Genomic DNA, 23,107 nt, shown 5'->3' with positions numbered 1-23,107 from the left:
GTCTTATTATTGTGTAAAATATACACATCTTAACCGTAGCAGGTTTTTTTGTTCATATCAATTTAACATATACCTTTGTACGATGCAATTTACTGCCACGCAGATAAGTCAGTTTTTGAACGGTTCCATTGATGGCAACCCAGATGTAGCCGTTACCGAACTTTCCAAAATAGAAGACGGGAAAGAAGGCTCTTTGTCTTTTCTTTCTAATCCTAAGTACGAAAACTTTCTGTATTCTACCCAGGCGTCAGTTGTGATCGTATCTAAAGATTTCGCTCCTACCCAACCTTACACCAGCACATTAATCAGGGTAGAAAACCCATATAGTGCTTTTACCATTTTACTGGATAAATACAACGAGGCGATGAACGCTCATGCCGCACAATCTGGCATTGATAAGCTCGCCTTTGTGCATCCAACAGCAAAAATCGGTAAAAATGTGTTCATTGATGCTTTTGCATATGTTGCTGAAAACGTAGAAATTGGCGACGGTTGTAAGTTAAATGCACAAACATTTGTTGGTGCAAACTCTAAAATTGACGAAAACAGCACTTTTTTTCCTGGGGTAAAAATTTACCATAATTCAGTGATCGGTAAAAGAGTGGTTATCCATTCAAACACTGTTATTGGTAGTGATGGTTTTGGTTTTGCACCTCAAAAAGATGGTACTTACAATAAAATACCTCAAATCGGCAATGTAATTATCGAAGATGATGTAGAAATTGGTGCAAATACTACTGTAGATCGTGCAACAATGGGATCAACAATTGTAAAAAAAGGTGCAAAAATTGATAATTTGATTCAGATTGCGCACAATGTTGAAATTGGTGAAAATACCGTTTTGGCCGCACAATCAGGAATATCAGGAAGCACCAAAATTGGTCCCAACAGTGTTGTAGGCGGCCAGGTAGGTATTGCCGGACACCTCACTTTAGCCAAAGGCACGCAAATTGGTGCACAGGCAGGCATTAACTTTAATATTACAGAAGAAAATAAACAATGGCATGGCAGTCCGGCGCAACCTTTACGCAATTGGATGCGTGCCTCAGTAATTTTCAAGCATCTTCCAGATGTAGAGAAAAGAATAAACGCGCTCGAAGACGAATTGAAAAAGCTTATAGCTGAACTGGAAAAGAATACAATACACAATGAACGTTAGACAAAAAACGATTAAACAAGAAATATCGGCATCTGGTGTTGGTTTACACACAGGCGCTAATGTTACTTTAACATTTTGCCCCGCTCCCGAAAATCATGGCTTTAAATTTCAGCGTATTGATTTAGACGGACATCCGATTATCGAAGCCGATGCAGATAACGTAACCGATACTTCACGCGGAACAACACTTACCCAAAATGGTGCAAGCGTAAGCACCGTTGAGCATGTAATGGCATCTTTAGTAGGCATGGATTTAGATAACGTGCTGATTAAGTTAGATGGACCAGAAACACCAATTATGGACGGTAGCTCAATCCAGTTTGTTGATTTACTGGAGGAAGTTGGAACAGTGGAGCAAAATGCAGATCGCGAATATTTTACCATTCCACATAACATTACCTATACAGAAGAAGACAGGAAAGTAGAAATTGTGGCAATGCCGCTTGATGATTATCGCTTTACCTGTATGATCGATTATAACTCTCCTGTTTTGGGCAGTCAGCATGCTGGCATTAACACCATTGCAGAGTTTAAAAAAGAAATTGCTTCTTGTCGTACATTCTGTTTCTTACACGAATTAGAGTACCAGTTATCGCACAATTTAATTAAAGGCGGCGATTTAAATAACGCCATAGTAATTGTAGATAAAGAAGTTACCAAAGATGAATTGAGCCATTTGGCGAAGTTATTTAACCGCAAGGATATCGATGTTGCCCCACAGGGAATTTTGAACAACATGGAACTTCGTTACCAAAATGAGCCTGCGCGACATAAATTACTGGATATGATCGGCGATTTGGCATTGGTAGGCATGCACTTAAAAGGCCACATTATGGCTGCACGCCCCGGCCATGCGGCAAACGTTGCTTTTGCTAAAAAGATTAAAGCTGCCATTAAAAAAGAAAAAAACAAAAAAATACAAAAGGTTTACGACCCGAGTGCAAAGCCATTATATGACGTAGTTCAGATTATGGATATTTTGCCTCACCGCCAGCCATTTTTATTTGTAGATAAAATATTGGAACTTTCTAAAAATCATGTTGTTGGCGTTAAAAACGTAACCATGAATGAAGAGTTTTTCAAAGGGCATTTTCCGGGCGCACCTGTTTTTCCTGGCGTAATCCAGATTGAAGCAATGGCCCAGGTTGGGGGTATTTTAGTTTTAAGTACCGTTCCAGACCCTAGAAATTATTTAACCTACTTTTTAAAAATAGATAACGTACGCTTTAGAGCACAGGTGCTCCCTGGCGATACTATTGTTTTCCGTTGCGATTTACTTGAACCGATCAGAAGGGGTATTGCCCAAATGAAAGGTGTAGGTATGGTTGGCGAAAAAATCGTTGTAGAAGCCGAAATGATGGCGCAAATTTCAAAAATTAAACAAGCAGAACCCACGCAATAATGATACAACCGCTAGCATACATACACCCCCAGGCTAAAATCGCCGAAAATGTGGTGATTGAACCCTTCGTAGTGATACACAAAGATGTGGTAATTGGCGAAGGAACCTGGATCGGATCGAATGTAACCATTATGGATGGTGCACGCATTGGTAAAAATTGCCGCATCTTTCCTGGTGCTGTAATTTCGGGTGAGCCGCAGGATTTAAAATTTGCCGGTGAGGTAACCACTGCAGAAATTGGGGATAATACCACCATACGCGAGTGCGTAACCATTAACCGTGGTACAAAAGATAAATGGAAAACCACCATTGGCAGCAATTGCTTAATTCAGGCTTATTCACATATTGCACACGATTGTGAAGTAGGCAATAACTGTATTTTTTCCAATAGTACCACACTAGCTGGCCATATAACCATTGGAAACAATGTGGTTTTGGCAGGTTTGGTTGCCATACATCAATTTGTTAAAGTAGGTTCTTATGCTTTTGTAACCGGTGGTTCATTGGTGCGTAAAGATGTTCCTCCTTATGTTAAAGCGGCCCGCGAACCACTTTCTTATGCAGGAATTAACTCTGTTGGCTTGCGGAGAAGAGGTTTTACCAACGAACAGATTGACGAGATTCAGGAAATTTACCGTGTGCTTTTTGTAAAACATAATAACGTAACCAAAGCTTTGGACATGATCGAAGCCGAATTTAAACCAACTGAAATCCGTGACGAAATTGTAGATTTTATCCGTAATTCTAACCGTGGTGTAATGAAGGGTTTCGGAATGGGCAGCTAATCATAGAGCAGCAATACCAAGCTTAAAGCAAAACAAATATTCATGAGTGAGTTAACACTAGTCAGAACCGATTCAGATAATACCGATTTTAAATCATTGGTAGCATTGTTAGATCAGGATTTGGCGGTTAGGGATGGTGAAGACCATACTTTTTATGCTCAGTTTAATAAGATTTACGCCATTAAAGCTGTAATTGTAGCTTATCATCATGAAAATCCGGTTGGCTGTGGTGCAATAAAACCTTTCTCAGCAACAGAAGCCGAGGTTAAAAGAATGTTTGTGCACCCCGATTACCGAAAAAAGGGCATCGCGGCTAAAGTTTTAAACGGTTTGGAAAGCTGGGCTGCCGAGCTGGGTTTTGCTTCATGTGTTTTAGAAACTGGCAAAAAACAACCAGAAGCCATATCTCTTTACCAAAAATCCGGTTATCAGGTTACGCCAAATTATGGTCAATATGTTGGTATTGATAACAGCGTTTGCATGATTAAACCGCTTAACGCAAAATCTTAAACGGCCCGGCAAAAATGAAAATCTCATTAAACAACGTAGGCAGAAGATTTAATAAAGAATGGATTTTCAGAAATTTAAGCACTGAATTTTCTTCAGGCAGCAGTTATGCCATACTAGGGCCCAACGGCTCGGGCAAATCTACTTTATTGAGTGTTTTAACGGGCAGTTTATCACCCTCTGAAGGTGAGATTTCATTCTCTGAAAGCAAAGAAATTCCTGTAGAAAACATTTACAAATACATCGGTTTAGCTGCGCCGTACCTCGAACTGGTAGAAACCTTTACTTTAAAAGAAAGTATAGATTTTCATTTTAAGTTTAAAAATTTCGCCTCTGGGCTTGATGCCAAAAAGCTGATCGGCATATTGGGTTTGGAAAAAGCAGCAAACAAACAAATCAAGTACTTTTCGTCGGGAATGAAGCAAAGAACCAAACTAGGTTTGGCTTGCTGTGCCGATACGCCAATATTATTTTTAGATGAGCCAACAAGTAATTTAGACGTTCAGGGAATTAGTTGGTACCGCGAACTGATCGAAAATTTTGCAAAAGACAGGCTAACAATTATTGGCTCCAATCAAATACAAGAATACGACTTCTGCACAAATCAGATACAAATATCAGATTACAAGTAAGTTAAACATGCTTTAATCACATAAAGCTAAGTCTGTTTTGTCATACATTTGTATTATAAATATTTTTTTAAAAAAATATTTTTTAGTTCAATAAATATACTTACCTTTGCACCACCAAAAAGAGAAACAATTATTAATTTATCTCTTCATTAAAAGATCATATTTTCGGTTAGTCCGAAACAAAATATATAGCCCGTTAAAGGCAAAGAGTTTTTCATAGTTTAGTTTGAGGTTTAGGTTGATTATGCCTTTGGAGTGGTTCCCAAAGGCATTTCTTTTATACGGCCTTTTTCACCTCCCCTGGCCATATTGTAAACAAAAAACAAATCAATATAAATGACCCATGGAACAATGGATTACAGTTTTTCCTTTCCAAATCATGATTGATTTTTTTAACTTTGATATTTAAAATTAACAAAACATTATTTCAACATAAATGGCAAAGGCATCAGAAGTAAAAAGCGGAAATGTGCTTCGTTTTAACGGGGAGTTGGTAAGTGTAGAAGAATATATACACCGCACCCCCGGAAATTTAAGGGCATTTTATCAAGCCCGAATGCGCAATGTAAAAACAGGAAAAATTGTTGAGTACCGTTTCCGAACAGACGAGGAGGTAACCATTTGCCGTGTAGAAACCAACGACTACCAATATCTTTATGAAGATGGCGATTATTTGGTAGTGATGGATAACAATACTTTTGAGCAGTACAACATCCCAAAATTGCTTTTCGGAAATTCTATTAAATTTTTAAAAGAAGGAATGAATGTAACCATCGCTTTTGAAAGTGATGAACCAATTGTTGCGCAACTGCCCAATAGTGTAGAATTAGAAATTACCTATTCTGAACCTGCTGTAAAAGGCGATACCTCTACAAGTGCGCAAAAATATGCTACAGTAGAAACAGGTGCCGAAATAAGGGTTCCTCTATTTATTAATCAGGGTGATAAAGTGAAGGTTGATACCAAAACCGGCGAATACATGGAAAGGGTAAAATAAAACCATCCCGAATTCTAAAAATCCCCTCAATTCCCTAGGCCTTATCCCTTAAACCTTTATAGGTTTTTATCAAAATAATTTTACCTTTGCCGTCACGAAAAAATGAAATATAAATCCAATTTAGGATAACACAATATGGCTAAAGCATCAGAAATTAAAACAGGTAACATCCTTCGTATAAACAACGAACTGGTTACTGTTGACGAATGGAATCACCGTACACCTGGAAAAGGTGGAGCATTTTACACTGGTAAATTCCGTAACATTAAATCGGGCAGAATTGTTGAAGCACGTATGAATACCGACGAAGCTGTTGAAATTTGCCGCGTTGAAACCAACGATTATCAATATTTATACGAAGAAGGCGATTACCTTGTTGTAATGGATAACAACAGCTACGAGCAGTTTAACGTAGAGAAATCATTATTTGGTTCGGCCATCAAATTTTTAAAAGAAGGCATGAACATTATTGTTTCTATGGAAAGTGAAGAAGCAATTATGGCTCAATTACCAAACTTTGCTGAGTTTGAAATTACCTATTCGGAGCCAGCGGTTAAGGGTGATACCTCTACAAACGCTTTAAAAGCAGCTACTTTAGAAAATGGTGTTGAAGTTAAAGTTCCGATGTTTGTAAACCAGGGCGATAAAATTAAAATCGATACGCGCACAGGCGAATATGTTGAGCGTGTAAAATAGTTTAAACAAATTACTTAAAAGCCTCTAAATTAATTCTTAGAGGCTTTTTTGTTTCTTTATTCTCGGCGTGATGTAAACCTCGCAGATTTTTGAAACCGACGGGCTTTTAAAATATTTATCTTTGCTATTATGCTAAAAGCCGAAATCAGAAAGCAGGCGTTAAAAGACAGATTATTACTGAATGCCGAAATATATGGAAAACTTAATAAAGCTCTTTTAAACCAATTCAAATCGCTTGATTTCAGCAAGATTAAGACCCTTCATATTTTTTTGCCGATTGTAGAAAAAAAAGAACCTGATACATTTCTGCTGATAGAATGGCTGAATAAAAATCATCCGGAAATTAAAATTATCGTCCCTAAAGCTGATTTTGAAACGGCGTTGATGACAAACCATGAATACCTGGGCATTGATGACCTTCAGAAAAACCTTTATAATATTCTGGAGCCACAAAAAGGAAGCTTGCATAAAGGTGAAGTAGACCTGGTGATTGTTCCACTTTTAGCATTCGATAAAGAAGGTTATCGCGTAGGTTATGGTAAAGGCTTTTACGATCGCTTTCTTGAAGGCTTAAATGCTCAGAAAATAGGCTTATCTTTGTATCCTGCTATTGAAAAAATCGACAATGTAAATGAACATGACATTAAGTTGGATTTTTGCATTACACCTACAGAAATTATAAAATTTTAAGTTTACCGGCATGCCACAAGAAATCGTTATCAAAACTGAAAAACAATACGAAGACAATATGATTGCGGTGTTCGAATTACAGGAAAAGGAAGAATTAACAGCAGAAGACCTAAAGCAGATTGAGCTGATGTTGAAAGCCGGAGAAAAATACGAAGCCGAGCATTTGTAGAATTTTCTACTTATGAATCGTCATCCTGAATTTGTTTCAGAACCTACATTTCAAGACATAATCATTCAACTATTAAGAGAACAAGAAAGATGATGAAACAAGTTCAGAACCACGCAAAACAAGAAATATTCGGTGTTTCTGTGACTCCTTGGCTAAACCTAAGAAGTATATGCCTTTACAAAATCGCTCACCAAATAAGCAATTAATTTAGCCGTCAACCTACTTACCCTTCCATCAAGCATCCGCGTTGCACCTTCGCATATGTGCAAATAGGAAAATTTTTTAGCGGTAGTCAAAATTAGTTTTCTAATCTCATTAACGGTAAAACCTGAAGGTGTTTCAGCACTCGAAAGCACATTTTCAATACAATCCAAATCAATTTCCAGGCCAGCTGTTTGTCCAAGATTATTAATTAATCCGCTATAATCTGCTCCTGTTAAAATATCATCAAAAAACACCGCTTTCAATTTAGGATTCGTTGTTATCTGGTTTAAAATTTCTTCATTATTATAGCTTTGATGCAATCCATACATGAAATAGTTATCCAGGTAACTTTCATTTAAGGCATAAGAAAACGCATTGCCACTGTGCCTACCTTCAAGCTTTCTTAAATCAGCATGGGCATCTACATTCCAAACATCTATTGGTTGTTTATTTGCTAATGAAGTGCCTTTGATTATCGGATAAGCATTATTATGCCCCCCGCCTATTACAATCGGAATTTTACCCGCAGCAACAATTTTTTCAATTACCGGATAAACCAGGTTGTCAATTTCAGCTACTTTGTTCCTTAAACCATTTATAGAAGGATCTTCTGGCTCATTGATTTCAAAATGGCCCAAAACCAAAATTTCTTCACCACTTAAAAAACGATTGCTTTGGATATTAAGAAAAGCAACCAAACTTGTTCTCCAGGCGGATGCAGCACCAGCAATACCGGCATTTGCCCGCACGCCAATATCTTCAGGAATACCTAAAAACACAAATTTCGCATTGGTGTGCTCCAAATTGTTCCACGATGAAAAAACAGCAACATGCTCGCCAATTTTGCACTCTCCATCCCTCCGGATAATCAAATGATCAATGTCGCTTTGCGAATATATTTTAAGATTATCCATTATAAATTTTACCGTTTATAATCACAGTTTCTATTTGCGTTTCGCCAAAACTATAAGGTAAATAGGCAATAGAGGGCATCGGTTTTGTGATGAATAAATTGGCCCTTTTTCCAATTGCAATGCTTCCAAAATCCCTGCTTATTTCCATCGCCGCAGCACCATTTAATGTAGCTGCATTGATGGCCTGTTCAGGAAGCATTTTCATTTTAATGCAACCTAACGATACCACAAAATTCATGTTTCCTGATGGTGTTGAACCTGGATTATAATCTGTAGCTAAGGCAACAGGCAAACCTGCATTAATAAAGCTTTTGGCATCCGCAAATGGAATACCCAGGTAAAACGAACAAGAAGGCAATAAAGTTACAATGGTTTGGGAATTTTGTAACGTTCGAATGGTTTCTTCATTACTTTCTTCCAGATGATCTACAGAAACTGCTTTATTTTGTACTGAAACTTCTATAGCTCCGGAAACTGAAAGCTGATTGGCGTGTACTTTTGGTTTAAGGCCGTATTTTGCTCCCGCTTTTAATACCTGATCGGTTTCTTCGACAGAAAAAAATCCTTTCTCGCAAAAAACATCAATGTAATCAGCCAGTTTTTCTTCGGCAATTTGCGGCAACATTTCGTTGATAATTAAATCGATATATCCCTGGTGGTTATTTTTAAACTCAGCCGGATATGCATGAGCAGCTAAAAAAGTTGCCTTGGTTGGAATCGGGAAATGATTTTTCAGCCTTTTTATTACCCTGAGCATTTTAATTTCACTTTCAGTTGTTAAACCGTAACCGCTTTTAATTTCTACAGCACCAGTTCCCTGAAAAATCATTTGCCTTAAACGATTTGCTGCACTTTGGAACAAATCATCCTCGGATACATTTTGAAGCTTATTGGCAGAATTTAAAATTCCACCGCCCGCAGCTGCAATTTCCTCATAACTTTTGCCCTGTATTTTCATGGCAAATTCTTCCTCACGTGGGGCTGCAAAAACAATATGGGTGTGGCTATCGCACCACGAAGGGAAAACAAACCTGCCCTTGGCCGATACTTGAGCAGGAAGACTTGAAATATGAGGCGGGATAGCATCCATCATACCAAAATCTGTAATCACATTATCTTCAATTAAAAGCCAGGCATTTTGCAAAACAGGCAATTGATCCAATTCACTTCCGCGGAGCACCAATTTATCTTTAGGATGCACGCCTACCAGGCCTTTTATATCTGTGATTAACATTTGGTTAGGTTGAAGGTTAAAAATTTAATCTGTGTAAATTGCTAATTGAATTACAGTTAACCGATAAAAAATTAACCAGCTAACTCAATCCTTAATCGATTTCTAGAAGAACCGGACAATGATCGGAATGGATGGCGTCAGGCAAAATCCTTACGTTTTTCAGGCGATGCTCCATTGGTTTGGTGGCCAAATGATAATCGATGCGCCAACCCAGGTTTTTTCCTCTCGAACCCGCACGGTAGCTCCACCAGGTATAATGATGCGGATCTTTATTAAAATGACGAAAAGTATCAATGAAACCATTATCTAAAAATAACTGCATCCATTCCCTTTCCTGAGGCAGAAACCCCGATGAATTGGCATTTGATTTAGGATTATGAATATCTATCGGGGTATGGCAAATATTATAATCGCCACTCACAATTAGGTTTGGGATTTCTTTTCGCAATTCATCAATATACACATCAAAGAAACGCATAAATTCATACTTTTTAACCTGGCGTTCATCCCCGCTAGAGCCTGATGGCATGTAAAGGCTCATTAATGAAAAGTTATCAAAATCAGCCCTTAAAATGCGTCCTTCCTTATCAATCCATTCTTCTCCGCAGCCAAATTCTACATGATTGGGTTTAATTTTGGATAAAATGGCAACTCCGCTATACCCTTTTTTCTCTGCCGGAAACCAATAATGGTGATACCCTAATTGCTCAATTAACGCAATAATTTCAGGTATTTGAGATGGCAACGCTTTTACTTCCTGCAAACATACCATATCAGCAGCTGTAGCCTGAAGCCAACCGAAAAAATTCTTGGTACTTGCTGCCCTGATCCCATTAACATTATAGGAGATAATCTTCATTCCGTAAATTTCAATTGTTGTGGGCGGTAAATTTAGAAATTAATTAAATAAATGCTTAGTAATTGAGATTTGCTTTCGTTAAATTTGTTTATGAGCATTGAGGAATTAAAAATCGAGATTGCAAAAAAAGTTTTTGAAACGGACGATGAAAATCTTTTATCAGAGTTGGAGATGCTTTTAAACTACAATGAAAAAGTGGTGCTGGATGAATTACCAAAACATGTACAGGAAGGGATTAAAAGGGGACTAAAGCAGGCCGAGGAGGGCAAGTTAATTCCTTATGAAGAAGTTAAAAGGAGACTTTCTGAGAAATGGCATTAAACATTTCTTTTTCAGAAGAAGCCTATGAAACACTACTTTTAATTGGGATTTTTATTGAAGAAACATGGGGATATCATCAAGCCGAAAAATTTATCCAAACCGCTTATAGAAAAATTGATTTAGTTGCCATTCAGCCTTTCATTTACGAACCCATTTCGCTAAAATAAACAAGTGAGAAAAGGTGTTATTTCAAAATATACTTCTTTTTACTATCAGGTTTATCAGGAAGAAATTAGAATCCTATTCTTTTTTGACAACAGACAGGATCCTTTGATTACATAACCATTTTATCTTTCAACGATCCCTGCAGCAATTGTTTTTCCAACTTTTTTGCCTCTCTCCTTTTCAAAATAGTGATTTCCATTTTAACATCCTGTTTTGGTCGGTTATTTTTATCCGTCGCTAAAACAGCTATTTTATCAACCATATCCAAACCCACAACAATTTCGCCGTAAACGGTATAATTTCGGTCTAAATGTGGCGTACCGCCTAAGGTTTTATACACCACACGTTGCCACTCAGGAATTTTAAATTTGAGCCGCTTTTCTTCTACATTATTCAATTGCTGTTCGGTAAAAACCTTTCCCTGTACCAGGTAAAACTGGCTACCACTTGATGCTTTAGCTGGGTTAACATCATCGCCTTCTCTGGCCGCGGCTAAAACACCTTTTTTATGAAATAAACTATCATTAAACTCCGCAGGAATGGTATATTTTGGTCCGCCGTTGCCCAACAATGAATCTGGCTTGGCATTTTTAGAGTCTGGATCTCCACCCTGAATCATAAAATCTTTAATCACACGATGAAACAGAACGCCATTGTAATACCCTTGTTTGGTTAATTTTAAAAAATTATCGCGGTGTAATGGTGTTTCATTATACAACTTAATAATACATTCTCCGAATTCAGTTTTAATGCGTACGTATTGATTTTTAGGCTTAGCCGCAAAAGCAGAAAGCACAGAAAAAGCACATAGAAATAGTAATAGTTTCTTCATTTAAATTGGTTTGACGCTAAATTAAGCTAAAAAATGAAATTCAATAAATAAATACTGGCATTATTCGGTTTTTTTTCCTTTACCTTTGTATTAATGAAGTTAAAACAAAAAATAGCACTTTCTTTAGCTGTATTCTATGCAGTTAGTGTTATGGGTTTGGCTTTAAGTCTCCATTTCTGTGGAGGCAAACTAGAAAATGTTAAGCTTTTCAGCAATGAGTTATCGTGCAAATTCTGTAAAGATATTCCTGCAGAAAAGAAAGACGACGGTTGTTGCAAAAATACCCAGGTAACGGTTAAGGTTAAAGATAGCCATCAAACAGAGGCACAAGTACAAATGCCGAAGTTGTTTTCGATTCAGCTTTTTCTCCACCCTCCTGTTTTTGAGTTTCTAAGCAACATTTTTCCAAAGTCTTTTAGTAAAATTTCAAACAAGGCACCGCCTTTATCTTCGCGGATTGCACTTCACGTTTTCAATTGCATTTTTAGGAATTAGGATTTAAGCATCAGCTCGTCAATGCACGTTTTAGCGTTTTGACTGGCTCAATGTGACATTTTTTTAAAATTCTAATTCAAAAAATCATGAAAACAATAAAAATTTTCAGCATTCTTATGCTATTCTTCGCCGTTAGTGTTTCGGCGCAACAAATATCTTCAGCAGATTTACAGGTAACTGGTTTAACTTGTTCCATGTGTTCAAAAGCAACACAAAAATCTTTAGAAACATTAAATTTCATCAGCAGTGTGAAGCCAGACTTAAACAAAAATATTTTTGTTTTAACATTTAAAAAAGATGCCAATATCAATCTTGATCTCGTTCGTAAAAAAGTTCAGGATGCTGGATTTTCGGTAGGCAATTTAACAGCTAGTTTTAACTTTAACGATGTAAAAGTTGATGATAAAGGCCAGGCTATTGTTGATGGTAATGTGTACCGTTTTGTAAACGTAAAAGGCAAAACGCTTAGCGGCACAGTAAAGGCAAGTGTGGTTGATAAAGATTTTATTTCGGGTGCTGCATTTAAAAAACAGGCCAAAACAGCTAATTCAGATGCTTATGCTAGTGGCGCAGGTGTTGTAAATGGCAAAAAAACACGCATTTATCACCTCGTTCTTTCTTAAAATGAAACGGATATTAATGTTAGCGCTGGTATTTATCGGCGTTTATAATCTCGCTCATGCGCAAGAATTATATGTATTTACGGAGCCGGCGAGCAATATGCCCACCAAATCAATCGGTGTTAGAATTACCAATGAAGGGATGTTTAATTACCCCGGCTATGTGAGCAGAACGATTCCGGAGGTAATGATCGGCTTTAACAAAAACTTAATGATGCATGCACAAGCTTTCCTGTCTGATATGGATGGAAAATACCGTTTAGAAGGTGGAAGTTTGTATGCAAAGTATCGGTTTCTATCATTGGATGATACACACAGCCATTTTAGGGCCTCAGCATTTGGCCGGGCAAGTACCAGTAGAAGACCTACCTATACGCACGACATAAATTTGGAAGGCGATAACAGTGGTGTGCAGGGTGGATTAATTTTCACTCAGCTTTTGCACAAATTAGCACTTTCGTCAACTTTGGGTTATGCACACGCATTTGAAAATAATGAGCGGCAGATTGCCGGAATGCCTCAGCCGAAAAACATGTTATCCTATAGCTTGTCATCAGGTTACCTGATTTTACCTGTGGTTTACAAGGATTACAATCAGCCAAATTTTAATGTATATCTCGAATTGCTAGGCAAAACAGATCCTAGCAGTGGCCAATCTTATCTGGATATAGCCCCTGCCATACAAATGGTTTTGAACAGTAAAACAAGGATCGATTTAGGCTATCGTTTTCAGGCTACCGGAAATATGGAGAACCGATATACCAAAAACATGTACCTGCTACGTGCAGAATTTAATTTCTTTAATGTTTTAAAATAATAAAAAGATGAAAAAAATATTAGGATTAGTTGCCATCATAACAATCGCAACAACAGCTTTTACCTATGCACAAAGCAAAACAGATGCAGAATTAAATCAAGTACTAACGGCTTATTACGATGTAAAAAATGCATTGGCAACAGATAAGAAAGACCTTGCGGTAGAAAAAGCAAAATTTTTATCAGAAAAAGTGAATGCAGTCAATCATAAAGATCTTCCTGCCGATCAACATAAACTATTTATGGATCAAGCAGCCATTATCAAAAGTAAAGCAGCACAGCTTGCGGGATCGAATGATATAAAAACACAAAGAAAAGCTTTCGAAGGAATTTCTTATGCCATGATTAAGACTCTTAAAGGCTTAAAATTTAATAGCCAAACGGTTTACATTCAACACTGCCCGATGGCTAAAGCAAGCTGGTTAAATGAAAAAGAAAATATCGAAAATCCATATTATGGAAGTATGATGTTTGATTGTGGTGATGTTTCTGAAACCATAAAATCTAAGTAATGAAACTGCATATCAAAAATATGGTATGCAACCGTTGCAAAATGGTGGTTAAGGCTGAGCTGGAGCAGCTCGGCTTTACACCATTATTGGTTGAACTTGGTGAAGTTACGCTTGCCTATTGCATTTCAGCGGAAGATAAAAGCAAAATAGGGCAGAATTTGAGCCGTTTTGGTTTCGAATTGCTTGAGGATAAGAAAATGCAGGTTGCAGAACAAATTAAAACGACGATTATTAATTTGGTGCATTACACCAAAGAGCCGCTAAAAATTAATCTCTCTGTGTACTTAAGCGAGCAATTGAAAATGGAGTACAATACGCTCAGCACTGCGTTTTCGGAAGTGGAAAACCAGACAATTGAAAAGTATTTCATCGCACAAAAAATAGAGAAAGCTAAAGAAATGCTTACTTATGGCGAACTTACATTAAGCGAAATTGCTTATCAGCTAAATTACAGCAGCGTAGCACATTTATCGGCACAATTTAAAAAAGTAACTGGCATTACCCCTTCTGTTTACAAAGGTAACTCAACAGATAGCAGGAAAACACTTGATGAGGTATAATGCATAAAAAAATACATTGGTTATTGGTAAGATAGATCATGGTTGATGGCCTATTAGCTACCGTCAGTCAACTATAAGACTATTAACCAGTTAAAAGTTTTCAGTTAACAATTAATCCTCCGATTAACCCAACTCTAAATTTCTTACCATAAGTCAAGATTGATCGGCCGATCCTTAACTACATTTGTACTTAATAATTCACTAAATTATATCCTGATGAAAAAATTATTCTTATTTCTGATCGCTACATCTATCAGTGTGGCCTCATTTGCACAAACAAGTTGGAAAATAGATCCAATGCACTCATTTGTTAACTTTTCGATTAAACACATGGGCATTTCTTTTGTTGATGGATCATTTAAAAAATTCGACGGAACAGTTACTGCTTCGAAACCAGATTTAACAGATGCTAAAATCAACTTTACGGTTGATGTAAACAGCATTACTACAGGTGTTGAAATGAGAGATAATCACTTAAAAACTGACGATTTCTTTAACGCTCAGAAATTTTCAACAATGAAATTCGAAGGCACTTCTTTCAAAAAACTAAGTGGTAATAATTACGAATTAAGTGGAAAATTAACCATCCGCGACGTTACAAAAGATGTAAAATTTGCAGTTGTTTATGGCGGTACAGCTAAAGATCAACAAGGCAATACCAAAGCGGGTTTTGGTGCAACAACTACCATTAACCGTTTAGATTATAACATTAAATATGATCCAACAGGTGCTGGCGTTGCAAAAGATGTTGCCATTAAATTAAACCTTGAATTTGTTCAGGCAAAATAACACAAGATCGTCATTTAAAAAAAAGCTGTCACATTGAGTCTTTCGAAATGCACATAGGCACTTCGAAAGGCTCAGCATGACAAACATAACATTATGTCAACCTTATCTCAATTTAAAAACTTTACTCAGCGTTTGCCTCAAACCGATTTGATGCCAACCATATTTATTGGCCATGGTTCGCCCATGAACGGTATAGAAAACAATGAGTTTAGCCAGAGTTGGGCAGAATTGGCAAAAAATATTCCTGTGCCGAAAGCGGTATTAGTGGTATCGGCACATTGGTATACACATGGTACTTACATTACTGCAATGGATTTTCCGGGTACCATTCACGATTTTGGCGGATTCCCGCAAGCACTTTTTGATGTGCAGTACCCCGCGCCTGGAGATCCAGAATTAGCGAAAGAAATACCTGATTTAATTCATTCAACTCCAGTAGGCTTAGATCACGATTGGGGTTTAGACCACGGCACGTGGACAGTAGTAAAACACATGTATCCTGAGGCCAATATTCCTGTTCTTCAATTGAGCATTGATTATACAAAATCGCCGGAGCAACATTACGAAATTGCCAGGGAAATTTATGCCCTGCGTAAAAAAGGCGTTTTGGTGTTGGGTAGTGGAAATATGGTACATAATCTTCGCATGTTAAGTTGGGAAATGATTAATGGCGGAGGTTACGATTGGGCCAACGAAATGAACAATAAGTTTAAAAATTTAATTGCCAACGGCGATCATAAACCGCTGATTAATTACCGTAGCCTCGGTACAGATGCGATGTTGGCCATCCCTACGCCAGAACATTATTTACCACTCATTTATACACTCGGAATGAAAAATGATAAGGAAGAGGTTTCTTTTTTTAATGATAAAGCGGTTGGAGGTTCTTTAACCATGACTTCGGTTTTGGTAGGATAAGCTGGGGTTTAGGCAGAGTGAATCGTTAAAAGCCTGATTTTATTCTTTTTACCACCAATAAACTTTAATTTTCTTAACTCTTTAATTGTCAAAAGCCTATTTAGATAATTACCTTAAGGAAATTCAGGCTATTAAGGAAAATGCTATACTACGGATTTCTCCATTACAGTCAATATAACGACTGATTGCAGAATCACATTGGCTCAAAATTCTATAAAACTTTATGATTATTCTGTAACGCTTATCGCCTACCGAAGCGGTAAATTTGTATAAAGAATTCATAATCATGACACATACCTATCAACTTACCGGCATGACCTGTGGCGGTTGCGAAAATAAAGTAAAAAACAACCTGCTCCTTTTACCTGATGTTACTGCTGTCGAGGTTTCAAAAGATAGCAATTCTGCTACCATCAGCATGGATAAACACATCGGCTTAAACACCCTTCAACAAGCCTTAGGAGGCACAGAGAGTAAATATCAAATTTCTGCGGCACAACATAGCGAAACACTTGAAGAAGCAAAATCGTGGGCCGAAACGTATAAACCTATTTTAATAATTTTTGGATATGTTACCGCAATTGCCCTTATAGTTTCGTGGCAAGGCAAAAGCCTTAATTATATGGCTTTTATGCGCATTTTTATGGCAGGCTTCTTTCTTACATTCTCCTTTTTTAAAATGCTTAATTTAAAAGCCTTCGCCGAAAGTTATGCCATGTATGATATTGTTGCGAAAAAATTTAGTGCCTGGGGATACATCTATGCTTTTATCGAACTCGGTTTAGGCCTCTCTTTTGCATTAAACTTATCTCCAACCATTATTAACTGGGTTACACTTATTGTAATGACCATTAGTATTTTTGGTGTTTTGGAAAGTGTGTTAAACAAGAAAAAGATTCAGTGTGCCTGCTTAGGTGCCGTATTTAACTTACCCATGAGTACCGTAACCATTGTTGAAGATGCCTTAATGATTGCGATGAGTGCTGTAATGCTGATTTTGATGTAATGTTTATTGGCGTTTGTACCTAAACTCCGATTTTCGGCTTTTACCATTAAGCTCGCCTTCAATCCAGGCGAGCATTTCAATTTTTCCCTGATCCTGATAAACTATTCGCTGCGGAAAATCGTGTGTTTTATTTTCAAAAACATAGACTTTATCCTTAGATGAGATCAATTTAAAACATGTCTCTTTTCCTTCATTTTGTTTGGTTACAATTGAGCAATAGAAAGTTTCTTTCCCAATTTTTTTAATCTGAAGGGTTTCAGTAAGCAAGCTATCTCCCTTTGCATTTACGCTGTAGCTTTTACCGCTAAGGGTTTTATCTGGATTTAACTCCCAATGTTCAACAATTTTTCCTTTTGATGTTTGCATTTCCCATGAGCCAAGTACAAAAGCGAAAGTTTGCGAAAGATTTTTTTGTGCTTGTACATTAGTGTAAAAACAAATAAAAATTAAGATCACAAAACTGAAGTATATTCTTTTCATTTTATAATAGTATTTGTAATGTGCGCCAAATGATGTTTTCCGTGCCAGGCATACATCCCTAACATATTTGCCAATGTGAGTTCTTTATTTTGTGCCGGATGAATATATTTTCTTTGGTAATCTTCTACTTTCAATGTTTTTAAAAAAGCTACCCAGCGCTGATGCAAACCAGTTAATAAATCAATTGATAATTTAATGTCACCATTTTTAGCTTCTTCCGTTTCGGCCCAACGTTCTTCGTAATAGGGTCTTATTACCGGAATATCTTCGGTAAAGGCTTGTTTAAAACGGATGTATGCATTAAGGTGACTATCTGGAATATGATGAACCACCTGCCGCAAGGTCCACCCTTCGGGGCGATAAGTCTGGTTTAATTCGTCATCAGTTAGATTATTTGTCGCATCTTGAATTTGCCTTGGTAAAGCTTCGATTTCTCCAATCCAGGTATCAATTTGCTTTTGATCAAAAACTTTAGGCATTGAAAACTGACCGATCGGGTATTTAAGTTGTTCTAAATCCATGACAGCAAAATAGTTATTTTACAGAAATAATGAGTGATGTTTTTGACGCAGATAAATAGACGGAAATTTAATGCAATTCCGTGCAACCTACGCATCCTTGGCATTTATATGTTACCGCACAATTACCTCTATAAAGTTGTTATTAAGCCACAATTCTTACCACTTTATGTTATAAATCGAGTTAAATTGTAGTCATTTCATTAAAAATTCATTCATTTAAAGCATATTGCAGCAAAATTCAATAATAAAGGATGAAAAGATTGTTTTTTGTTGCCGCATTCATAATTCCCCTGGTTATTCATGCACAAACCATAAAAACAGATGTACTGGTTATCGGCAGTGGTGATGCTGCTTATTCCGCATCGTTTCAATCCTTTAAATCGGGCGTAAAAACACTTCTGCTCAATCAAAAAGATCAATTGGATTTAAATAAAATTGCTGGAACAAAAAAAACCTTACTGCCATTTTATCAAAGCTTTTTAAAGCGTGAAACTGAAAATGCGAAAAGCCTTGATATCCCCAAGCCCAAGCCAGATAAAAAAAAGCCTGTAAAAGTTATTGTTGACAGCACACAGCTTTTAAACGTAATTAACAACACCCAATATACAGCGATTCAGCGGTCGGGAAGTGGATGGGAAGTAAAGCTTACAAAAGAAAAAAGCATTAAAGCGAAGATTCTGATTATGGCTGATGATCCGGGGAAATTAATCTCTTCGCTAAAAACAACCAGCTTAAAACCTGCAACTTTAAGTGTATTAAATTACAGCGAAAATTTATATCGAACCACAATCGCAAGTAATTTCCAGCAAGGTGCTCACTATTTATCCTTATATAATTTGTTGATTCCTGATCAGGAAAACCTTTTATACATTCCCGCAGATCAATATGAAATTGGACCACCAGCAGGTGCAACCGCAGCATATGCATCATTTTACAATACCAAAACGAGTTTGTCAAATTTAAAAGGGATTCAGGGCGAGTTATTGGCCTACAAACATCCTTTAATGCCTTTTGATGATGTAAAACCGACAGACTCCAATTGGTTGGCCATTCAAAAAATAGGCATAACAGGCATTATCAAAGCTGAGCTTGAACAAAACAAAGCCTATTTTAAACCTGAAAAAGAAGTTACATACAACGAAATTAAACAACCAATTAAAGATTATTATTATAAGGCACAAATTTGGTTTGATGATCATCAGAATATCCCCATCGATTTGGAAAATACCATAAACATGGTTTGTTACGTAGGAAATAAAGCTGTTGATGCAACTAAAGCCGATCTTCAAAAAAAATGGTCTAAAAATTATAGGTTCACTTCTAAATACGACCTTAAAAAAGTGTTAACCAGGCGAGAATTTGCCGTAATCATTAACGAATACCTCGAACCATTTGATAGAATAAATGTAGATAAAACCGGAAGAGTAATCCGCTAATATTTAAGCATTGATTGGTACAGAGGTGATAGGTAATTTCAAAATTTCATCTCTGATAAATTAAAAACGACACTTGTAACATTTCCATTTCCTGCTAAAATTGGCCTGTCCATTCGTTAAATTGCAGGCAAACCAAAAATTCATGAAGAAATATTTACTTTTTCTTTTGCTCTGTACGGGCGAATATACTTTTGCGCAACAATTGGCGCCCTTAACTGTAGAAAAAATTATGCGCGATCCAAAATGGATGGGTATTGCACCCACCAACTTCCGTTGGACCGCAGATAGCAAAACGCTGTATTTTAACTGGAACCCGGAAAATAAAATTAAAGAGGATTTATTTAAGGTTTCGGCAACATCGTCCAAGCCGGTTAAAGCAGCGGAGAAAGAAGACGAAAAACTTTTGAGTTTAAACTATGCCTACAATAAAGATCAATCACTTGGCTTAATCGAAAAAAGTGGCGATATCTACCTGCAAAATTTTAAAAACAAAAAAGAAACCCGGTTAACCAGTACGCAGGAAAGAGAAAGTAACCCTATTTTTTTAACCAATGGGAATATCGTTTACCAATTAGGCGACAATTTATTCGAAGTTGATTTAAAATCAGCTGAAACTAAGCAGTTAACCAATTTTGTGAAGGGTAAAAAAGCCGGAAGACCGGAAACCAAATCTGTTACAGAGCAGGATAAATGGCTTAAAGCCCAACAAACGGAACTGTTCGATATTATTAAAAAAAGAAATGCAGAAACAAGGAACGGCACACGCGGAGGAAGAGGCCGCTCAGGAGCCGCTACTGGCGATACAAAACCGCTAAAAGAACTGTATACAGAAGATAAATTTTTAAATAGCGTAACCATTAGTCCCGATGGGCATTACATCACCTATAAATTAACAACACCTGCGCAAAACAACCACAGCACCATTGTGCCAAACTACATTACTTCTTCTGGTTATACAGAAGATATTCCTGGCAGAACAAAAGTTGGGGAAAGCGAAAATACCGCTCAGGGTTTTATCTACGATACCCAAAAAGATTCTGTTTATGCCATTCAAACCGCTACCATACCAGGTATAAAAGATCTTCCGGATTACCTGAAAGATTACCCAAAAGAGCTGGACACTTTAAAAAAGAAAAACGCAGATCGGCCTGTAAATTTCTTTGGCCCACTTTGGAATGATAACGGAAGTACAGGAATTGTTGTGGCCACATCAACCGACAATAAAGACCGTTGGATTTTAAAGTTAGACGCTTCAACAGGTAAATTCACTTTAATTGATCGCCAACGCGATGAAGCCTGGATTGGTGGCCCCGGCATTAGTGGCTTTTATCAGGGAAGCACCGGATGGATTGATAACAACCGCTTTTACTACCAAAGCGAAGCTACCGGATACTCGCACCTTTATGTAGTTAATGTAGCCACGGGAGATAAAAAACAGCTTACTTCAGGCAAATGGGAAGTACAATCAGTTCAGCTTTCGAAGGATAGAAATACATTCTATCTTAAAACAAATAAAGAACACCCAGGAATTACCAATTTATTTAAAATCAGCGTAAATGGTGGCGAGCTGGTTCAAATTACAACCATGAAAGGCTTGAATGAACTTACCCTCTCTCCTGACGAAAAATACATTGCCATTAATTATTCTTACATGGATAAACCCGGCGAACTGTATCTTCAACCTAATAAGGTGGGCGCAAAAGCCGAAAAAATAACACAATCTACCTCTGCAGAGTTTAATTCTTACAAATGGCGTCAGCCGGATATGGTAAGTTTTAAAAACCGTTATGGCGCCGATGTGTATGCAAGGGTGTATAAATCAAGCAATCCACACCCAAACCACCCTGCTGTGGTTTTTGTTCATGGTGCTGGCTATCTTCAAAACGTACATTTCGGCTGGAGCACTTACTTCCGCGAATTCATGTTCAATAACTTACTGGCAGATAATGGCTACACTGTAATTGATATCGATTATACCGGAAGTTCTGGTTATGGCCGCGATCACCGTACGGGAATTTACCGCCATATGGGTGGAAAAGATTTAACCGATCAGGTTGATGGCGTAAAGTTTTTGGTTGATAAATATGGCGTAAACCCTCAACATGTTGGGTTATATGGCGGTTCGTATGGCGGTTTTATTACCTTAATGGCCATGTTTAACGAATCGGATGTTTTTGCAAGTGGTGCGGCGTTACGTTCGGTTACCGATTGGGCACATTACAATCATGGCTATACTTCGAACATTTTAAACGAACCTTTTAACGATCCGATTGCTTACAAAAGAAGTTCGCCAATTTACTTTGCCGATAAGTTAAAAGGTAACTTATTAATGGCCCATGGAATGGTTGATGTAAATGTTCATTTTCAGGATATTGTACGCATTACACAACGCTTTATAGAACTTGGTAAAAACAACTGGGAACTTGCCGTTTATCCGGTAGAAGATCATGGCTTTATTGAGCCTAGCAGCTGGACGGATGAGTACAAGAGAATATTTAAGCTTTATGAAACTACGTTGAAGAAGTAACCTTATCATTTATCTGGCCGTCATTTATAATAACCAAACAAAGATGTTTCGTGCCTCAGCATGACAGCAGAAAACTGAAATAGAAGCCAATTATAGTTGCCTAAAACAATATAGTTTTCATCTATATCGTTATCAATAAATACAATAAATAATGAGTAAAACAGGGTTGATTGACTCCTCATTAAGCCTTACCTTTGTGCCTTAAAATTAAAGACAAAAATTATGGCAATAGTAGGTAAAAAATTCCCGAGTGTTAGTATTGATGCAATGTCAGACATGGGTGACGACTTGAAAATCAATGTATTTGAAGAAGCTGTAAATAAAAATAGTAAAGTGTTATTATTCTGGTATCCAAAAGATTTTACTTTTGTTTGCCCTACAGAATTACACGCTTTCCAAGCTGCTTTACCTGAGTTTGAAAAAAGAAATACAATTGTAATTGGTGCATCTTGCGATACCAACGAAGTTCACTTCGCATGGTTAAATACACCAAAAGATAATGGTGGTATTGAAGGTGTTACTTATCCAATTTTAGCAGATACACACAGACAATTGTCTGGCATCTTAGATATTTTAGATCAAGAAGTTAACTATGACGAAGAAGGAAATGAATCATTCTCTGGTTCAAATGTTTCTTTCAGAGCTACTTATTTAATTGATGAAACTGGTAAAGTTTTCCACGAAAGTGTTAACGATATGCCACTAGGTAGAAATGTTAAAGAATATTTACGTTTAATTGATGCTTATGCCCACGTTCAAAAACATGGCGAAGTTTGCCCTGCAAACTGGGAAGAAGGAAAAGAAGCAATGAACGCAAACAGAACTGGTGTAGCTGAATATTTAGCTGCTAACTAATTAAGC

General features: G+C 37.2%; 28 protein-coding genes. 22 read left to right on the top strand and 6 right to left on the bottom strand.

Going from position 1 to position 23,107, the window contains the following annotated elements; all coding sequences use genetic code 11:
• Positions 1-82: 82 nt before the first annotated feature.
• The 9 genes from lpxD to ACZZZW_RS02165 all read left to right on the top strand — a co-directional run bounded on the left by lpxD (position 83) and on the right by ACZZZW_RS02165 (position 7,037).
• The gene (lpxD, locus tag ACZZZW_RS02205) at positions 83-1,159 is read left to right on the top strand and encodes a UDP-3-O-(3-hydroxymyristoyl)glucosamine N-acyltransferase (RefSeq protein ID WP_055904087.1); all 1,077 of its coding nucleotides are present in this window, start codon (positions 83-85) and stop codon (positions 1,157-1,159) included.
• Positions 1,149-2,561 carry a bifunctional UDP-3-O-[3-hydroxymyristoyl] N-acetylglucosamine deacetylase/3-hydroxyacyl-ACP dehydratase gene (locus ACZZZW_RS02200; protein WP_055904084.1) on the top strand — a complete coding sequence of 471 codons (1,413 nt, stop codon included), beginning with the start codon at positions 1,149-1,151 and terminating at the stop codon, positions 2,559-2,561. The genes lpxD and ACZZZW_RS02200 overlap by 11 nt, the downstream gene beginning before the upstream one ends.
• Positions 2,561-3,346, top strand: coding sequence for an acyl-ACP--UDP-N-acetylglucosamine O-acyltransferase (lpxA, locus tag ACZZZW_RS02195; protein ID WP_029274294.1), 786 nt, complete (start codon positions 2,561-2,563; stop codon positions 3,344-3,346). Before ACZZZW_RS02200 ends, lpxA begins: the two co-directional genes overlap by 1 nt.
• 42 nt (positions 3,347-3,388) lie before the next feature.
• On the top strand, positions 3,389-3,856 hold the full coding sequence (locus tag ACZZZW_RS02190) for a GNAT family N-acetyltransferase (protein WP_055904081.1): 468 nt from the start codon (positions 3,389-3,391) through the stop codon (positions 3,854-3,856).
• A 14-nt stretch (positions 3,857-3,870) separates the two neighbouring features.
• The gene (locus tag ACZZZW_RS02185; RefSeq protein ID WP_055904078.1) at positions 3,871-4,485 is read left to right on the top strand and encodes an ABC transporter ATP-binding protein; all 615 of its coding nucleotides are present in this window, start codon (positions 3,871-3,873) and stop codon (positions 4,483-4,485) included.
• Between the two features lie 436 nt (positions 4,486-4,921).
• Complete coding sequence (gene efp, locus ACZZZW_RS02180) at positions 4,922-5,482, top strand: elongation factor P (protein WP_055904075.1); 561 nt, start codon at positions 4,922-4,924, stop codon at positions 5,480-5,482.
• A gap of 135 nt (positions 5,483-5,617) precedes the next feature.
• Entirely contained in the window at positions 5,618-6,178 is a 561-nt protein-coding gene (gene efp, locus ACZZZW_RS02175) for an elongation factor P (protein WP_055904072.1), read from the top strand.
• Positions 6,179-6,307: 129 nt separating this feature from the next.
• On the top strand, positions 6,308-6,868 hold the full coding sequence (locus ACZZZW_RS02170; protein WP_055904069.1) for a 5-formyltetrahydrofolate cyclo-ligase: 561 nt from the start codon (positions 6,308-6,310) through the stop codon (positions 6,866-6,868).
• Positions 6,869-6,878: 10 nt separating this feature from the next.
• Complete coding sequence (locus tag ACZZZW_RS02165; protein ID WP_157255332.1) at positions 6,879-7,037, top strand: hypothetical protein; 159 nt, start codon at positions 6,879-6,881, stop codon at positions 7,035-7,037.
• 158 nt (positions 7,038-7,195) lie between these two features.
• Here the strand turns inward: ACZZZW_RS02165 and ACZZZW_RS02160 are convergent, their stop codons facing one another.
• From ACZZZW_RS02160 to ACZZZW_RS02150, 3 genes are all read right to left on the bottom strand, one after another.
• Positions 7,196-8,155 (bottom strand): formimidoylglutamase, encoded by a 960-nt coding sequence (locus ACZZZW_RS02160; protein ID WP_055904064.1) that lies wholly within the window; start codon positions 8,153-8,155, stop codon positions 7,196-7,198.
• The gene (gene hutI, locus ACZZZW_RS02155; RefSeq protein WP_055904061.1) at positions 8,148-9,389 is read right to left on the bottom strand and encodes an imidazolonepropionase; all 1,242 of its coding nucleotides are present in this window, start codon (positions 9,387-9,389) and stop codon (positions 8,148-8,150) included. Before hutI ends, ACZZZW_RS02160 begins: the two co-directional genes overlap by 8 nt.
• A 91-nt stretch (positions 9,390-9,480) precedes the next feature.
• Positions 9,481-10,248, bottom strand: coding sequence for an exodeoxyribonuclease III (locus ACZZZW_RS02150; protein ID WP_055904058.1), 768 nt, complete (start codon positions 10,246-10,248; stop codon positions 9,481-9,483).
• 90 nt (positions 10,249-10,338) lie between these two features.
• Here ACZZZW_RS02150 and ACZZZW_RS02145 point away from each other — a divergent pair, with 90 nt between their 5' ends.
• Positions 10,339-10,569 (top strand): hypothetical protein, encoded by a 231-nt coding sequence (locus ACZZZW_RS02145; protein WP_055904054.1) that lies wholly within the window; start codon positions 10,339-10,341, stop codon positions 10,567-10,569.
• Positions 10,560-10,736, top strand: a complete 177-nt coding sequence (locus tag ACZZZW_RS02140; protein WP_157255331.1) for a hypothetical protein — start codon at positions 10,560-10,562, stop codon at positions 10,734-10,736. The genes ACZZZW_RS02145 and ACZZZW_RS02140 overlap by 10 nt, the downstream gene beginning before the upstream one ends.
• Before the next feature lie 107 nt (positions 10,737-10,843).
• On the opposite strand, the gene ACZZZW_RS02135 is transcribed toward ACZZZW_RS02140, so the two are convergent.
• Entirely contained in the window at positions 10,844-11,566 is a 723-nt protein-coding gene (locus ACZZZW_RS02135) for a peptidylprolyl isomerase (protein WP_055904051.1), read from the bottom strand.
• Between the two features lie 93 nt (positions 11,567-11,659).
• On the opposite strand from ACZZZW_RS02135, the gene ACZZZW_RS02130 reads away from it, so the two are divergent.
• The 8 genes from ACZZZW_RS02130 (at position 11,660) to ACZZZW_RS02095 (ending at position 17,282) form a co-directional block, all read left to right on the top strand.
• Positions 11,660-12,061: an HYC_CC_PP family protein gene (locus ACZZZW_RS02130; RefSeq protein ID WP_463492162.1), complete on the top strand. Its 402-nt coding sequence runs from the start codon at positions 11,660-11,662 to the stop codon at positions 12,059-12,061.
• Positions 12,062-12,147: 86 nt separating this feature from the next.
• On the top strand, positions 12,148-12,684 hold the full coding sequence (locus ACZZZW_RS02125; RefSeq protein ID WP_055904045.1) for a heavy-metal-associated domain-containing protein: 537 nt from the start codon (positions 12,148-12,150) through the stop codon (positions 12,682-12,684).
• Between the two features lies 1 nt (position 12,685).
• Positions 12,686-13,498 (top strand): hypothetical protein, encoded by an 813-nt coding sequence (locus ACZZZW_RS02120; protein WP_463492161.1) that lies wholly within the window; start codon positions 12,686-12,688, stop codon positions 13,496-13,498.
• A 7-nt stretch (positions 13,499-13,505) separates the two neighbouring features.
• Entirely contained in the window at positions 13,506-14,009 is a 504-nt protein-coding gene (locus ACZZZW_RS02115; RefSeq protein ID WP_463492160.1) for a DUF3347 domain-containing protein, read from the top strand.
• Positions 14,009-14,569, top strand: coding sequence for a helix-turn-helix domain-containing protein (locus ACZZZW_RS02110; RefSeq protein WP_463492159.1), 561 nt, complete (start codon positions 14,009-14,011; stop codon positions 14,567-14,569). Before ACZZZW_RS02115 ends, ACZZZW_RS02110 begins: the two co-directional genes overlap by 1 nt.
• Positions 14,570-14,785: 216 nt before the next feature.
• Positions 14,786-15,358: a YceI family protein gene (locus ACZZZW_RS02105; RefSeq protein WP_055904034.1), complete on the top strand. Its 573-nt coding sequence runs from the start codon at positions 14,786-14,788 to the stop codon at positions 15,356-15,358.
• A 93-nt stretch (positions 15,359-15,451) separates the two neighbouring features.
• On the top strand, positions 15,452-16,276 hold the full coding sequence (gene ygiD, locus ACZZZW_RS02100; protein ID WP_463492158.1) for a 4,5-DOPA-extradiol-dioxygenase: 825 nt from the start codon (positions 15,452-15,454) through the stop codon (positions 16,274-16,276).
• Positions 16,277-16,562: 286 nt separating this feature from the next.
• The gene (locus ACZZZW_RS02095) at positions 16,563-17,282 is read left to right on the top strand and encodes a heavy-metal-associated domain-containing protein (RefSeq protein WP_082458630.1); all 720 of its coding nucleotides are present in this window, start codon (positions 16,563-16,565) and stop codon (positions 17,280-17,282) included.
• A gap of 3 nt (positions 17,283-17,285) precedes the next feature.
• Here the strand turns inward: ACZZZW_RS02095 and ACZZZW_RS02090 are convergent, their stop codons facing one another.
• Positions 17,286-17,762, bottom strand: a complete 477-nt coding sequence (locus ACZZZW_RS02090; RefSeq protein WP_055904028.1) for a DUF6265 family protein — start codon at positions 17,760-17,762, stop codon at positions 17,286-17,288.
• Positions 17,759-18,283: a YfiT family bacillithiol transferase gene (locus ACZZZW_RS02085; RefSeq protein ID WP_463492157.1), complete on the bottom strand. Its 525-nt coding sequence runs from the start codon at positions 18,281-18,283 to the stop codon at positions 17,759-17,761. The genes ACZZZW_RS02090 and ACZZZW_RS02085 overlap by 4 nt, the downstream gene beginning before the upstream one ends.
• A 251-nt stretch (positions 18,284-18,534) precedes the next feature.
• Between ACZZZW_RS02085 and ACZZZW_RS02080 the strand changes: the two genes are divergently transcribed.
• The 3 genes from ACZZZW_RS02080 (at position 18,535) to ACZZZW_RS02070 (ending at position 23,101) form a co-directional block, all read left to right on the top strand.
• Entirely contained in the window at positions 18,535-19,719 is a 1,185-nt protein-coding gene (locus tag ACZZZW_RS02080; RefSeq protein WP_463492156.1) for a hypothetical protein, read from the top strand.
• Between the two features lie 142 nt (positions 19,720-19,861).
• Positions 19,862-22,246 carry a S9 family peptidase gene (locus ACZZZW_RS02075; protein WP_463492155.1) on the top strand — a complete coding sequence of 795 codons (2,385 nt, stop codon included), beginning with the start codon at positions 19,862-19,864 and terminating at the stop codon, positions 22,244-22,246.
• A 222-nt stretch (positions 22,247-22,468) separates the two neighbouring features.
• Positions 22,469-23,101, top strand: coding sequence for a peroxiredoxin (locus ACZZZW_RS02070; RefSeq protein WP_025141704.1), 633 nt, complete (start codon positions 22,469-22,471; stop codon positions 23,099-23,101).
• The last annotated feature ends 6 nt before the right edge of the window (positions 23,102-23,107 follow it).

The sequence above is a fragment of the Pedobacter sp. AC379 genome, from assembly GCF_979258145.1.
This window is presented reverse-complemented; position numbering and strand designations above follow the sequence as displayed.